The sequence below is a fragment of the Sphingobium sp. L-44 genome, assembly GCF_056859495.1.
The window spans coordinates 16,464-30,469 of sequence record NZ_JBSXOQ010000112.1 but is presented as its reverse complement, the minus strand read 5'-3'; the positions used below and the strand labels follow the sequence as shown (position 1 = coordinate 30,469).

The window sequence follows — 14,006 nt, the reverse complement described above, 5'->3', positions numbered from 1 at the left end:
ATGCCCCTGTCAGGGCGTGACCGGCGGTAGCGGATCCTTCTGTGCTGCGGCCTTGCCGTCGGGGTTGAAGAGCATGATCCGGTCCTCGCTCGCATCATAGCGTGGCCAGGCGGCAAGGCCGGTGCCGTTCGGATCGCCACTGCGCGCAAAATTGACGATATAGGCGCTGATGGTGCGGCCCATATCATTGTCGCGCGGCGTGGTCGCGGCGCCATATTTGATCGCCTGGGTGTCGAAGAAATAGGGGATATCGGTGGCATGGCCGGCGCCCGGCTTGCCCACCGAAGTGGCGACATAGTCGAAGCGATAGGCATAGACCGGCAACTTCGCCGCCGCGAGCGTGGCGGCGACGGTGCGGGCGCCACCGACCATGAAGCCGGTCGGGCCGCCAATGTCGGCGCCGGTCGCGCCGACCATCACCGGCACATGGGTGAAGTTGCCGCTGGCATAGGCGGCGGCGGGATTGACCGCGATCCGGCCGTCGGGGAAGGGCGGGCTGTAGGGGCCGAGCTGGCCCTTGAACATGCCTTCCAGGTTGAGGCCGTCGATCACCTGATCGGCGGGTAGGGCGCGCAACGCCTTGAGCGCGGCGACGTCGCTGCCCTTGATCCCCTTGGTCGCGGCAAAGGCTTCGCCGATCGTGGTGGCGCTGCCGTCCTTTGGTCCCATCATCTGGCCATCGCCGCCCGACATGATGACCGCGCGCTGGAACAGGCCCTGTGACAAAGGCGAGGTCAGCAGGGCATGGACCGACATGCCGCCCGCGCTTTCGCCGATGATGGTGATGTTGGCGGGATCGCCGCCGAAACGGGCGATGTTGCGCTTCACCCATTGCAGCGCCGCGACCTGATCCATCAGGCCGTAATTGCCGGTAAGGCCCTTGTCCTCGTTTGCGGCGGCAAGGGCGGGGTGGGCGAAGGTGCCGAAGCGGCCGAGCCGATAGTTGAAGCTGACCACCATCAGCCCCTGCTTCGCCAGCGCCGCGCCCGAATAGGTGGGCGGCGACGATCCGCCATTCACGAAGCCGCCGCCATAGATCCAGAACAGGACCGGCAGCTTGGCGCTGGCGCCGGCGGGCTTCCAGACATTGGCGTAGAGGCAGTCCTCGGCCGGCGGGGTGCCAAGCGGGGCCGCGTCGCTGGGGAAGGGAAGTTGCATGCAGTCGTTGCGATAGGCGGTGGTTTCGCGCACGCCCTGCCAGCGGGCCACGGGCTGGGGCATGCGCCAGCGCAGGTCGCCGACCGGCGGCGCAGCGAAGGGAATGCCCTTCCAGCTTTCCACCCCGGCGTCGAGCGCGCCATGGACGATTCCCGCTTCGGTCTGGACCATTTGCGGCTGGGGCGTGGGGGAGCGGGCGGCGAGGGGCGCTGTGCCAAGGGTGCTGGTGCCGAGCAACAGAGCGCCCAGCCCGATGATAGTGGTCCGCCGCATCGCCTGCATCCTCCATTCCATTCTGTGGGCGGGAATAGAGGCAAATATGGCGCGGAAATCAATCGGCTTGATCCGACAAAGAAAAAGGGGCGGCGCCCGAAGGCACCACCCCCTATTTCTCTGGCCGGAGCCAGGAAGCCGGGCCTTGCCGAAGCAAGGCCGCAACAGCTTACTTCAGCTCGACGGTCGCGCCGGCTTCTTCCAGCTGCTTCTTCAGCTTTTCGGCTTCGTCCTTGCTGGCGCCTTCCTTGACAGCCTTCGGGGCGCCTTCGACCAGAGCCTTGGCTTCGGTCAGGCCCAGGCCGGTGATGGCGCGGACTTCCTTGATGACGTTGATCTTCTTGCCACCGTCGCCGGTCAGGATCACGTCGAATTCGGTCTGCTCTTCAGCAGCCGGAGCGGCGCCGCCAGCAGCCGGAGCGGCCACAGCGACAGCAGCGGCGGCCGAAACGCCCCACTTTTCTTCCAGAGCCTTCGACAGCTCAGCGGCTTCGAGGACGGTGAGGGCCGAGAGCTGATCGACCAGAGCGTTGATGTCTGCCATTTTTCAATTCCTTCTAAGGGGCGATCGCCCCGAACAAATGAGGTTCAAAAGTTAATGAGGATGAGGGGCGGCTCAGGCCGCTTCCTTCTCCGCATAGGCGTTGAAGACGCGCGCAAGCTGCGCAGCCGGTGCCTGGGTGACGGTTGCGAGCTTGGTAGCCGGGGCGACCAGAAGGCCGACCAGCTTCGCACGCAGTTCATCCAGCGACGGCATCGATGCCAGGGCCTTGACGCCCTCCGCATCGAGCAGCACTTCGCCCATCGCGCCGCCAACGATCTCAAGCTTGTCGTTGGTCTTCGCGAAATCGACTGCAACCTTGGCGGCTGCAACCGGATCGACCGACGAGGCGAGGCCGACGGGGCCGGTCAGCAGGTCGCTGATGCCGGTATAGTCGGTGCCTTCGAGGGCGATCTTGACGAGGCGGTTCTTCGTAACCTTGTAGGACGCACCGGCGTCGCGCATCTTCTGGCGCAGGACGGTCGACTGAGCGACGGTCATGCCGAGGTTGCGGGTCACGACGACCACGCCAACTTCTGCCAGCTGAGCGTTCAGCGCGGAGACGACCTCAGATTTCTGATTACGATCCATGCCATTCTCCACTTCATGTCCGCGTCGCTTGCGCCACGCGAACGGCTAAAACCCATGGCAAGCCATGGGGCAGTTAAGTCCGAAGGGGAGAGGTCGACTGGCCCATATCCTCGAAAAGGAAATCAGGCAGACCCGAATCGGGCGCGTGGCCCGTCCGGTAAAGAACTTTTCCCCGTCTAGGCTGGAGATTAAGAAGGGCAAATTCCCTTCACCAACTGTCTCGGACGGAAGACCAATGGCGTGAGCCACGGGTCTGCTGCGGGCGCTCCTACAGATTTTGGGCCACGCTGTCACGCGGAATCTGGCGCGTGGAATCTGGCGAGGAACGGTTGCGATTGCGCAACGGCATTGTGTCCTCGTAGGGCGGGCGATAGCATGATGATGCTATGCATATTTGGGTGAATGTGGCGCTTAGCGCATTCTGCTGCACGATGTTGGGCAGTGCCGGTTATGCCGAACCCGAAGATTTGTCGGATATGCCGTCGGATGAGCGGGCATCGCTTGTCGCTATAATTGCCTGGCATGATTGCATGGCACCGGTCGTTCGCAAGGTGAAGAACTGGCGTCCACTCGATGATCGTGAGGTCAACGCGCTGGGATATGCCTGCCCCGCCGAATTGCGTGCTGCGGCAGAGCGGCTGTCCGACCGTAATTGGTCGGCGGAGCAAGTTCCGCCCAGCTATTTTTCTATGAGCCGCGAGCAGCGGATTTTGTCGCATGAGCGGGAATTGGCCGAGAGCTTTTGGTGTGAATTTCGCCAATGCTACATATTGTAGCGTATCGATCCCGGCATAATGCGGCGATTGGCGGTGGAGGACGCCGTCCCCCACCGCTGATTCTGTCCTAGACCCGGTCCGCCTGCACCACCGTGTCGAGGGCACGGAGCGCCGAGACGATGCGGCTCAGATGCTGGGCGTCGGCCACTTCCAGGTCGATGATGTCGGTGTGGAAGGGGCCTTCGCGATTGACCAGTTGCAGGTTGAGGATGTTCGCCTTGGTCGCGCCGAACACATTGGCGACGGCGGCGAGCGCGCCGGGCTGGTTCTTGACGATGACCTGCAGCCGGGCGGTGCCGCCCTTGGACTTGCTGTCCCAGCTCAAATCGACCCAGTCGTCGTCCTGGCCCGCCTCCAGCGTGCGGCAGTCGATGGTGTGGACCTCGATCGGCTCGCCGGTGCGGCGGATGCCGACGATGCGGTCGCCCGGCACCGGGTGGCAGCATTCGCTCAGCTTGTAGGCGATGCCCGGAGTCAGGCCGCGGATCGAGACCGGAGCATGCTGGCGCGGATGGGCTTCCTCCAGTTCCTGACCGCTGGTGGAGCCGGGGATCAGCGCCTCCATCACTTCGGAATCGAGCAGGCGATGGGTGGCGATCGCCACCATCAGCGAAGCACGATCCTCCAGCTTCAATCGCTTGAGCGCGGCGTTGAGCGCCTTGTCGCCCAGCTCGCTCGCCAGTTCGGGCGAGAAGCGGCCGATGATTTCCTCATAGAGTTTTTCGCCCAGCGCCACTTCCTCGCCGCGCTGCTTCTGGCGGATGAAGCGGCGGATGGCGGCGCGCGCCTTGCCGGTGATGGCGAAGCTGAGCCAGCCGGGCTGGGGTTCCTGGCCGGCGGATTTCAGGATTTCGACCTGATCGCCATTTTCGAGACTGGTGCGCAGCGGCACCACCCGGCCATTCACCTTCGCCCCGACCGTCTGGTTGCCGAGCGAGGTGTGGACGGCATAGGCGAAATCGACCGGGGTCGATCCCTTGGGCAACTGGTGCAGCTCGCCCTTGGGCGAGAAGGCGAAGATGCGATCCTGGTACATCGCCATGCGGGTATGTTCGAGCAGCTCGTCGGCATCCTGGCTCTGTTCCAGGATTTCGACCAGGTCGCGCAGCCAGGCGGCATTCTGGTCGGTGGCGTCGCCTTTCTGCTTGTAGGCCCAGTGCGCCGCGAGGCCGAGTTCGGCGTCATTATGCATGTCTCGGCTGCGAATCTGCACCTCGATACGGGCATTTTCCTGATGGATGACCGTGGTGTGCAGCGAGCGATAGCCGTTGCGCTTGGGGGTGGAGATATAATCCTTGAACCGGCCCGGCACCATCTTGAAGGTCTGGTGGATGACGCCGAGCGCGCGATAGCAATCCTCGGTCGTTTCGGTGATGACGCGGAAGGCCATGACGTCGGTCAGCTGTTCGAAGCTGATGTGCCGTTCCTGCATCTTCTTCCAGATGGAATAGGGATGCTTTTCGCGGCCCGACACGGTGACGGACAGATTATGGCCGCCCAGCAGCAATTGCAGTTCCGCGCCGATCCGGTCGACCTTGTCATGGCCGCCTTCCTTCAGCTGCTCCAGCCGCTTGGTGATGCTGTCATAGGCTTCGGGTTCCAGCACGCGGAACGAGAGAAGCTGCATCTCGCGCATGAAGTCATACATGCCGATCCGCTCCGCCAGCGGGGCATAGATGTCCATCGTCTCCTTGGCGATGCGGCGGCGCTTCTGCTCATTCTTGATGAAGTGCAGCGTGCGCATATTGTGCAGCCGGTCGGCCAGCTTCACCAGCAGCACGCGGATATCGTCCGACATGGCGAGCAGGAACTTGCGCAGATTTTCGGCCGCCCGCTCATTTTCGGACATGGCCTCGATCTTGGAGAGCTTGGTCACGCCGTCGACCATGCGGGCGACATCCTTGCCGAACGCCTCCTCGATCTCGTCATAGGTGACCAGCGTATCCTCGATCGTGTCGTGCAGCAGCGCCGTCACGATCGTCTGGTCGTCCAGATAGAAGTCGGTCAGGATACCAGCGACCTCGATCGGATGGCTGAAATAGGGGTCACCGCTGGCGCGCTTCTGGCTGCCATGCTTCTGGACGGAGAAGACATAAGCGCGGTTGATCATCGCTTCATCCGCATCCGGATCGTAGCGCTTTACCCGTTCGACAAGTTCATATTGACGTAGCATCGTTTCCCGATTGTGTGGGAAGCGCCTTGCAGCGCAACAAAAAAATCCCGATCTGTGTGATTTGGGTTGCCTTTGTGCAACTTTTGCAACGGTTGCCGCTTTGCGCTATTAGATCGACATCATGAAACATAATCTTGCCCAGGACCTGGAACAATGCGCCCTTCCCGCCGCGCTGGAGGCGATGGGTGAGCGCTGGTCCTTCCTGATCCTGCGCGGCGCCCTGTCGGGCATTCGCCATTTCGAGGAGTTTCAGTCGACGCTGGGCATCGCCCGCAACATCCTGGCCAACCGCCTCGCGCGGCTCGTCGAAAATGGCATCATGCTGCGCCAGCCGATGCAGTGCGACCGGCGCAAGGTCGAATATCGGCTGACCGAAAAGGGCCAGGAACTGGCCCCCGCAATGATCGCGCTACGCCAGTGGGGCGAGAAATGGGGCAGCGCGCCGCCCTTCTGCCAGGTGCTGGCGGACAAGCGCGATGGCCTGCCGATCCGCGCGATCGCGATCCAGGCGCATGACGGCCGCACGCTGGACCTGAGCGATCTGGTCTGGCTGTGTCGCGACGAAGTCACCCCGATGGCGCAAGAGCCGGCTGCGGCGGCCTGATACCGGACGACGGGGCGGCTTCACCATGGCGCTGAAATCGCCTAGGCTGTCGGCAATGTCAGTCCATCCCCTGCAGCCAAAACCCTTTTTCGCGGACAAGAATCGCGCTTTCTGGAACCTCCAGTCGCTTGGCTGGGCCGGGGCCTTCCTGCTGCGCGGGTCGTCCACCATCGCCAATGGTCAGCCGCTGTCCAGCCTGATCCCGGTGCTGATCTCCACCGTTACCGGCTATTCGGCGACCTTGCTGATCGCGGTCGCTTTCCGTTTCCTGCAGAAACAGCGGCCGATCCTGACCTGGGGCGCGTCGATCGTCACCGTGGTCGCCGCCGCCGCGATGGTTGCCTTCATCGATGCCTGGGTCTTTTCGACCCAGAACAAGGGCAGCGAAACTGCCGGGTTGCAGCTGTTCCTGGGCGCCTTCTATCTGTCGATGACGCTGCTGGGTGCCTGGTCGGCGCTCTATTATGCGATCAACTTCTACCTGACGGTGGAGGAACAGGCGGACCAGCTGTTGCATCTGGAGAATCAGGCGTCGAGTGCGCAGCTCGCCATGCTGCGCTATCAGCTCAATCCGCATTTCCTGTTCAACACGCTCAATTCCATCTCGACCCTGGTGCTGCTCAAGGAAACGACCCGCGCCAATGCGATGCTGTCGCGGCTGTCCTCCTTCCTGCGCTACACGCTGATCAACGAGCCGACCGCGCAGGTGACGATCGAGCAGGAGATCGAGACTCTGAAACTCTATCTGGAGATCGAGAAGATGCGCTTCGAGGACCGGCTGCGCCCGTCCTTCGATGTCCATCCTTCGGTCGCCCATGCACGCCTGCCGTCGCTGCTGCTGCAGCCACTGGTGGAAAATGCGATCAAATATGCGGTCACGCCCAAGGAGGAAGGGGCGGAAATCTCGGTCTCGGCGCAACCTGCCGGTGAAAATGTCCGGATCGTCGTGTCGGACAGCGGGCCGGGATTGAACGATGGCGCAATGAAGCCACACATTCCGGTCAGCGAGGGGACGGGCGTCGGCCTGCCGAACATCCGGGACCGGTTAATTCAGGCCTTCGGGGAACGACAGCGCTTCGAAACGCGTTCCACGCAAAGCGGATTTTCGGTCATCATCGAAATTCCGCTTAACATGGATGAAACATCGAAAGTGGCCGCATGACCATCAGAACAATCCTCGTCGACGACGAAAGCCTGGCTATCCAAGGCCTTAAGCTCCGTCTGCAAGCGCATGAGGATGTCGAAATCATCGAGACCTGCACCAATGGCCGCGAAGCCATCCGTGCCATCAAGACGCATAAACCCGACCTTGTGTTCCTCGATATCCAGATGCCCGGCTTCGACGGCTTCTCCGTCGTCCAGGGGATGATGGAGGTCGAACCACCTTTGTTCATCTTCGTCACTGCCTATAGCGACCATGCGATCCGCGCCTTCGAGGCACAGGCGGTCGATTATCTGATGAAGCCGGTGGACGAAGGCCGCCTGGCCGATGCGCTCGACCGGGTGCGCCTGCGCCTGTCCGAAAAGAAGCAGGTGCAGGAAGCGGAAAAGCTGCGCGAGGTGCTGGCCGAAGTGGCGCCCGACGCGATGCACGACTTTGCCAATGGCGACGAGGATGCGCCGGCGTCGAACCGCTTCGAAAAGCTCATCAACATCAAGGATCGCGGGCAGATTTTCCGCGTCGACGTGGATTCGATCGAACGGATCGACGCGGCGGGCGACTATATGTGCATCTATACCGCCGACAACTCGCTGATCCTGCGCGAGACGATGAAGGATCTGGAAAAGCGGCTCGACCCGCGCAATTTCCAGCGCGTTCATCGCTCGACCATCGTCAACCTGAGCCAGGTGCGTCAGGTGAAGCCCCATACCAACGGCGAATGCTTCCTGGTGCTGGAATCCGGCGCCCAGGTGAAGGTCAGCCGTTCCTACCGCGACGTCGTCGCGCGTTTCGTCCACTGACGAAACGGCGCCGGCCGCCCGTGCAGGGGCGGCCGGCCGTTTGGTGCGGGATGGCCTGAACCGATCCCGGAGTCTGTTTGGAAAAATCGCGAAAGAGCGATTTTTCGGTACGGTACCAGCCCGCTCCCCCGCCCAACCACCCGACAGGATGACACTGGATCGGGTGGTTAGGCGGGGGAGCGGGCTGGTACAGCCATTTCTCAAATGGTCTCTTCCTCAGTCCATCGTCCGCACCGGACGGACGATCAATTCATTCACATCGACATCGTCGGGCTGTTCCACCGCATAGGCGATGGCGCGGGCGATCGCGTCCGGTGTCAGGGCGATGGCGCGGAAATCCTCCATCGCGGCGGCGGCGCCCGCTTCGGTGATGGTGCTGGCCAGTTCGGATTCGACCACGCCGGGCGACACGATGGTGACGCGGATATCGTCATGTTCCATCCGCAGCCCGTCGGAAATGGCGCGCACCGCATATTTGGTCGCCGAATAGACGCCGCAGGTCGGCCAGACGCGATAGCCGCCGATCGACGAGATATTGACGAAATGGCCGCTGCCCTGGGCCTTGAAGCGGGGCAGGGCGGCGGCGATGCCGTGCAGCACGCCGCGGATGTTGACGTCGATCATCCGGTCCCATTCCTCGACCTTCAAACTGTCGAAGCGCGACAGCGGCATCAGCCCGGCATTGCTGACCAGCACGTCGATGCGACCAAATTCGGCTTCGGTTGCGGCGACGAATGCCTCGACATCGGCGCGGTCGGTGACGTCGAGCGCGCGGAAGGCGACCTTGCCGCCGGCGGCGTTCAGTTCTGCGGCGAGCGCGGCCAGTCGGTCGGTGCGGCGCGCGCCCAGCATCAGCTTGGCGCCGCGCGCCGCCAGCAGCCGCGCCGTACCCTCGCCAATACCGCTGCTGGCGCCGGTGATCGCGATGACCCTGTTCTCGATAGCCATGATTCAATCTCCTATTGGGGCGGATCGACGTTCGATCCGATGGCGCATGAATGCACACGTTCGGCTTGCGAGCGGTAGAATGGTCCTGCGCCATGATTGCACGATATTCCGAATGAATGATCGGGCGTGGCCATTATCGGGCTTGTCGGTTATTCCGATTGCCTGAAATTCCTGGAAGGTGGTGCGCATGAGCCATGAGCATCTGGGCGAAGAGATCGCCCGCCATATGGACGCGGACGGCATAGTCGACACGCTGATCCCGCGCCTGACGCTGGTGCGCTGGTCGCAGCCGGGCGAGCCGGTCCATATGCTCCAGCGCCCGGCACTGTGCATCATCGCGCAGGGCGCCAAGCAGGTGATGATGGGCGACGCGCTCATAGCCTATGGCCCGGCCAGCTATCTGGTCGCCTCGCTCGACCTGCCGATCACCGGCACGGTGACGCAGGCGGATGGGGACAGTCCCTATCTCTGCTTCTGCCTCTATCTCGACCCGGTGATGCTGTCCGACATCGCGCTGGCCCTGCCGGCTGCTGCGGCGGTGGAGGAAGGGCGGGCGCTCTCGCTCCATCCGATCACGCCCGAACTGCTGGACGCGGCGAGCCGGCTCACCGGCCTGCTCGGCCAGCCGGACAGCGCCGCGCTGCTGGCGCCATTGGTCGAGCGGGAATTGCTGCTGCGGTTGATGATGGGGCCGAGCAGCGGGTTGCTGCGCGCGATTGCCAGCGGCGACAGCCGCACCGGCCAGATCGCGCGCGCGATCCGCTGGCTCAAGGCGCATTATCGCGAACCGTTCAGCGGCCCGGTGCTGGCCGATCTTGCCGGCATGAGCCTGTCGAGCTTCCACGATCATTTTCGCCGGGCGACGGCGATGACGCCGCTGCAATATCAAAAGCAGCTGCGGCTCCAGCAGGCACGGCAGATGATGCTGGCGGAGCGGATCGACGCGGCCGAGGCCGGCTATCAGGTCGGCTATGACAGCCCGTCCCAGTTCAGCCGCGAATATCGCCGCCTGTTCGGCGCGCCACCCCAGCGCGACGTCGGCCGGTTGCGCGCCATGCCGAACCGGGCGCTGGCGATCTGAGGAATCGGGGGATTTCCCTTAGCGGAACACCCATTGCCGGTTGAGGCCGAACACCACCGCCGGGGTGACGAAGATCATTGCCGGGATCGGCGACCATTCGGGCCAGCGCATATGGGTGACGCACAGATAGACCCACAGGGCGTTGAGCGCATAGCTGACCAGCGAGACGGCGACGAAGCGGAAACCGCGCGCGGCATGGCCCGACTGGCTGCCATGGCCGCGAAAGGTGAAGGCATTGTGCAGCACATAGCCGATTGCCACCGCGCAGAGATAACCGATGCCGTTGGCGACCTGCGGATGGAGGCCAACCGGCGCCGCCAGCGTCCAGTAGATCGCCGCCTGGCAGGCGGTGATGAACAGGCCGCTGATGCCATAGCGCAATATCTGCCAGAACAGGGCCTGATGGGCCGGCGACAGTCGGTCGATGATTTTCATGGAGCCCCGTTGCGCTTTGGTGTGGAGCGTCTAATCCACCGGCCATGAATTTGCAAAGCTGGCCTGCTTTTCGCGCCCGCGCGTCCCATTGGTTCGCGATCCTCACCGCCTATGCCGATCGCCACTGGAAGTGGCTGACCTTCCTGATCTGGATCGCGATCCTGGTCGGCATGCTGGTCGACCGCTGGCCCGCGATCCACTGGCTGACGCTCAGCGATACGGACGACAATATCCGCTTCGTTCAGGTGAAGGACTGGCTGGCCGGGCAGGGCTGGTATGATTTGCGCCAATATCGGCTCGATCCGCCGGGCGGCGCCAATATCCACTGGTCGCGGCTGGTCGACATCCCGCTTGCCGGGCTGATGCTGTTCTTCCGCGCCTTTGTCGAACAGGATCTGGCCGACCGGCTGGCCTGCGCGATCGCGCCGCTGCTGCCGCTGTTCCTGCTGATGTTGAGCCTGGGATCGATCGCCCGGCGGCTGGCGGGCGACGCGGTCGGCGCGCGCTGGGCCTGGCTGTTCGCGGTGCTGGCGCCGCTCGCCGCGCAGATGGGCCTGGGCATGTTCGCGCCGATGCGGATCGATCATCATGGCTGGCAGCTGGCACTGGCGCTGACGATGATGGCGGGGCTTATCGATCGCAACTGGTTGCGCGGCGGCGTGGTGGCCGGCGTGTCGAGCGCCCTGTCGGTGGCGATCGGCATGGAGATGATCGTCTATCTCGCCGCCGGCGGTGCGCTGGTGGCGCTGCGCTGGGTGTTCCGCGATGGGGCCGGGCGGCGGATGCTGCCCTATGGCGTCAGCCTCGCGGGGGCGACCTCGCTCTGCTACGTCCTCTTCGCCAGCTACGACAATCGCCACATGGTGTGCGATGCCATCTCGCCCATCTGGGTCGCGGTGTTCGGCGCGGCCGGTGCGGGCATGGTGCTGCTCGGCCGCCTGCCGCTGCGGCTCTGGTGGCAGCGGCTGATCGCCGGCATCATCGTCGGCGGCGCGGTGGGCCTGTTCTTCCTGCTCAATTGGCCGCAATGCCTGACCCCCTATCAGATCTCGCCTGAGCTGCAGCAGCTCTGGCTCGCCAATATCCGCGAGGCCAAGCCGATCACCGCGCAGGCGCAGAGCCTGGTCGTGCCGCTGATGGCGCTGCCGGCGGTGGGCCTCCTCGGCCTGCTCTGGGCGCTATGGGATGTGCGGCGCGACAGCGACCGGCTCTGGGCGTTCGCGACGATCGGCCTGATGATGCTCTTCTCGACCGCTCTGCTCTTCTGGCAGCTGCGCGCCGGGCCGGCGGCACAGTTGCTGGCGATCCCGCCCGCTGCCTGGGCCGGATGGCGGCTGGTAACGGCGATCTTCACCGGATCGCGCCGGGTGCGCATCCTGGCGGGCATCGGCGCACTGCTGGTCGGCGCCATCGCCTGTGCCTATCCGCTCTATCCACAGGTGATCGCGCTGTGGCAGCAGACGACCGGCACCAAGCCCAAGCCCTGGCGCCCGTCCGCCATCGCCCGCACCGACGCGATCAAGAAGGCCAATGGCCGCTGTCGCACGCTGCCGGCGCTGGAAGTGCTGGACCAGCTGCCGCCGGCGACCATCTTCACCATGGTCGACCTGGGGCCACGCATCATCGCCACGACGCATCATAGCGCGGTGGCCGGCCCCTATCATCGCAATGGCGCGACGATCCTCGACATGCATCACGCCTATGACGGGCCGGCCGACGCCTTCCGCCCGATCGCGGCGAAGCATCATGCGACCTATTTGCTGGTCTGTCCCAATTTCCCCGAAGGAACCATCTATCAGTCGCGCAGCCCGCGCGGCTTCTATGCGGACCTGATGCGCGGCACGATTCCGGCCTGGTTGCAGCCGGTGACGCTCAAGACGGCGATGACGCTGCCCTACACGCTCTACCGCATCGATTACTCAGCGCCGCGCCGAGCGCGCCGCTGAATATATTTGTAGTCGCATCGCTTATGCGAAAGACGGTTCCCGCTTTCGCGCGATGCTCTGGTCAGCGCCGAGCGGCAAAAAAGTCGCGCAGCAGCGCTGATCCTTCCGCCTCGGCCAGCCCGCCATAGATTTCCGGGCGGTGCAGGCATTGCGGCTGGGCAAAGAGGCGCGGTCCCTGTTCGACCGCCCCACCCTTGGGGTCGGACACCGCATAATAGAGCCGGGCGACCCGTGCGTGGGAAATCGCGCCCGCGCACATCGGGCACGGCTCCAGCGTCACCCACAGGTCGCAGCCGGTCAGGCGGAAGTCGCCGATCCGGGTGGCTGCGGCGCGAATCGCGACCATTTCGGCATGGGCAGTGGGGTCATTGTCGCGGCGGTTGCGATTCTCGCCCTCGCCGATGATGACGCCATCGCGCGTCACCACGGCGCCGATCGGAACCTCGCCCGCTGCCTCTGCCGCGCGGGCCAAGGCAAAGGCGCGGCGCATGGGCTCGGGCAAGGGAAAGGGCGAGGTCATGACCCCGCCTTAGTCGGAGAGGGAGAGCCGCACCAGCCTTCAGCGGAAGGCACGGGACTCGGCTGCACCCCCACCCGGCCTCCCATTCCAGGATAGGCTGTTGGGCGGCCGGGTGGGGGTGCGGGCTGGTGCCGTCCATGCGCCGGGAGGCGCATCAAAATGCCGCGAATCGACTCAGGGCTTCTTCACGTCCACGGTCGGAACCTCGACCGTTTCGTTGCGGCTGCCCACTTCGACCTTGGCGACGCTCGCCTCATATTTGGGCAGGGCGCCCTGTTTTACGGAGACTTCGGGCAGGCGACCCTCCTGAGTCTTCTGCAGGTCGATGAATCCGGTTGCTATCCCGGCGCCGATGACGATAAGCGCGATCAGCAGCAATCCGCCGATGAAACGCATGGCACTCTCCTCTGTTGAACGGGGGGATGAACGCGGGGCCCGGTGAAATGGTTGCGATAGTGCCACGAACCGAGCGGAAGGTTGACGGCGAGCGGGAATCCCGCTATCGGCGCCGCTTTCCGAACGAACCCGAATTTCAAAGGTTGATTGACTATGTCGCGCATTTGCGAGCTGACCGGTAAGGGTCGCCAGGTGGGTCACAATGTTTCCCACGCCAACAACAAGACCAAGCGCGTGTTCCTGCCGAACCTGCAGAACGTGTCGCTGATCTCCGAAACGCTGGAAACCACCGTCAAGCTGCGCGTGTCGACTCATGGTCTGCGCTCGGTCGAGCATAATGGCGGCCTCGACAACTGGCTGGTCAAGACCAGCGACGACAAGCTGTCGCTGAAGGCCCGTCGCCTGAAGCGCGACATCGTCAAGAAGCAGGCTGCCGCAGCCGCCTGATTCGCTTCGATTCGTTTCGGCATAAGAAGCGGCCTGGCAACAGGCCGCTTTTTTGCGTTTCTTGATATTCCCTGCGCCGCACCGGCCCGCACCCCCACCCGGCCTCCCAACAGCATATCCTGGAATGGAAGGCCGGGTGGGGATGCGGGCTGGTG

At 63.9% G+C, this 14,006-nt stretch carries 15 protein-coding genes; 7 read left to right on the top strand and 8 right to left on the bottom strand.

What is annotated here, in order from left to right:
* Nucleotides 1–9: 9 nt before the first annotated feature.
* The 3 genes from AC13EK_RS18450 to rplJ all read right to left on the bottom strand — a co-directional run bounded on the left by AC13EK_RS18450 (nt 10) and on the right by rplJ (nt 2,563).
* Nucleotides 10–1,431, bottom strand: a complete 1,422-nt coding sequence (locus tag AC13EK_RS18450) for a carboxylesterase/lipase family protein (RefSeq protein ID WP_069336693.1) — start codon at nt 1,429–1,431, stop codon at nt 10–12.
* 169 nt (nt 1,432–1,600) lie between these two features.
* Entirely contained in the window at nt 1,601–1,975 is a 375-nt protein-coding gene (rplL, locus tag AC13EK_RS18445) for a 50S ribosomal protein L7/L12 (protein WP_004210471.1), read from the bottom strand.
* A gap of 72 nt (nt 1,976–2,047) precedes the next feature.
* A complete protein-coding gene (gene rplJ / locus AC13EK_RS18440) occupies nt 2,048–2,563 on the bottom strand; it encodes a 50S ribosomal protein L10 (protein ID WP_037506115.1) in 516 nt (171 codons plus the stop codon).
* 431 nt (nt 2,564–2,994) lie between these two features.
* Between rplJ and AC13EK_RS18435 the strand changes: the two genes are divergently transcribed.
* A complete protein-coding gene (locus AC13EK_RS18435) occupies nt 2,995–3,339 on the top strand; it encodes a hypothetical protein (RefSeq protein ID WP_483022319.1) in 345 nt (114 codons plus the stop codon).
* A 67-nt stretch (nt 3,340–3,406) separates the two neighbouring features.
* Here AC13EK_RS18435 and AC13EK_RS18430 read toward each other — a convergent pair whose 3' ends face one another.
* On the bottom strand, nt 3,407–5,512 hold the full coding sequence (locus tag AC13EK_RS18430) for a RelA/SpoT family protein (protein ID WP_004210474.1): 2,106 nt from the start codon (nt 5,510–5,512) through the stop codon (nt 3,407–3,409).
* A gap of 121 nt (nt 5,513–5,633) precedes the next feature.
* On the opposite strand from AC13EK_RS18430, the gene AC13EK_RS18425 reads away from it, so the two are divergent.
* The 3 genes from AC13EK_RS18425 to AC13EK_RS18415 are packed head-to-tail and all read left to right on the top strand — an operon-like array spanning nt 5,634 to nt 8,078.
* Nucleotides 5,634–6,116: a winged helix-turn-helix transcriptional regulator gene (locus tag AC13EK_RS18425; RefSeq protein WP_010336740.1), complete on the top strand. Its 483-nt coding sequence runs from the start codon at nt 5,634–5,636 to the stop codon at nt 6,114–6,116.
* A 55-nt stretch (nt 6,117–6,171) separates the two neighbouring features.
* Entirely contained in the window at nt 6,172–7,278 is a 1,107-nt protein-coding gene (locus AC13EK_RS18420; protein WP_004210476.1) for a sensor histidine kinase, read from the top strand.
* Nucleotides 7,275–8,078, top strand: a complete 804-nt coding sequence (locus tag AC13EK_RS18415; RefSeq protein WP_004210477.1) for a LytR/AlgR family response regulator transcription factor — start codon at nt 7,275–7,277, stop codon at nt 8,076–8,078. The genes AC13EK_RS18420 and AC13EK_RS18415 overlap by 4 nt, the downstream gene beginning before the upstream one ends.
* 216 nt (nt 8,079–8,294) lie before the next feature.
* Here the strand turns inward: AC13EK_RS18415 and AC13EK_RS18410 are convergent, their stop codons facing one another.
* Entirely contained in the window at nt 8,295–9,026 is a 732-nt protein-coding gene (locus AC13EK_RS18410; RefSeq protein ID WP_069336683.1) for an SDR family oxidoreductase, read from the bottom strand.
* A 187-nt stretch (nt 9,027–9,213) separates the two neighbouring features.
* On the opposite strand from AC13EK_RS18410, the gene AC13EK_RS18405 reads away from it, so the two are divergent.
* Nucleotides 9,214–10,107 (top strand): AraC family transcriptional regulator, encoded by an 894-nt coding sequence (locus tag AC13EK_RS18405; RefSeq protein ID WP_069336682.1) that lies wholly within the window; start codon nt 9,214–9,216, stop codon nt 10,105–10,107.
* Between the two features lie 18 nt (nt 10,108–10,125).
* Here the strand turns inward: AC13EK_RS18405 and AC13EK_RS18400 are convergent, their stop codons facing one another.
* Nucleotides 10,126–10,542, bottom strand: a complete 417-nt coding sequence (locus tag AC13EK_RS18400) for a GtrA family protein (protein ID WP_037516222.1) — start codon at nt 10,540–10,542, stop codon at nt 10,126–10,128.
* A 44-nt stretch (nt 10,543–10,586) separates the two neighbouring features.
* On the opposite strand from AC13EK_RS18400, the gene AC13EK_RS18395 reads away from it, so the two are divergent.
* Nucleotides 10,587–12,488: a hypothetical protein gene (locus tag AC13EK_RS18395; protein ID WP_069336681.1), complete on the top strand. Its 1,902-nt coding sequence runs from the start codon at nt 10,587–10,589 to the stop codon at nt 12,486–12,488.
* A 61-nt stretch (nt 12,489–12,549) separates the two neighbouring features.
* On the opposite strand, the gene AC13EK_RS18390 is transcribed toward AC13EK_RS18395, so the two are convergent.
* Together AC13EK_RS18390 and AC13EK_RS18385 are read right to left on the bottom strand one after the other, a co-directional pair.
* Nucleotides 12,550–13,008 carry a nucleoside deaminase gene (locus AC13EK_RS18390; protein ID WP_048938364.1) on the bottom strand — a complete coding sequence of 153 codons (459 nt, stop codon included), beginning with the start codon at nt 13,006–13,008 and terminating at the stop codon, nt 12,550–12,552.
* A gap of 174 nt (nt 13,009–13,182) precedes the next feature.
* On the bottom strand, nt 13,183–13,404 hold the full coding sequence (locus AC13EK_RS18385) for a hypothetical protein (protein WP_004210483.1): 222 nt from the start codon (nt 13,402–13,404) through the stop codon (nt 13,183–13,185).
* A 153-nt stretch (nt 13,405–13,557) separates the two neighbouring features.
* On the opposite strand from AC13EK_RS18385, the gene rpmB reads away from it, so the two are divergent.
* Nucleotides 13,558–13,851 (top strand): 50S ribosomal protein L28, encoded by a 294-nt coding sequence (rpmB, locus tag AC13EK_RS18380; RefSeq protein ID WP_004210484.1) that lies wholly within the window; start codon nt 13,558–13,560, stop codon nt 13,849–13,851.
* Nucleotides 13,852–14,006 lie beyond the last annotated feature (155 nt).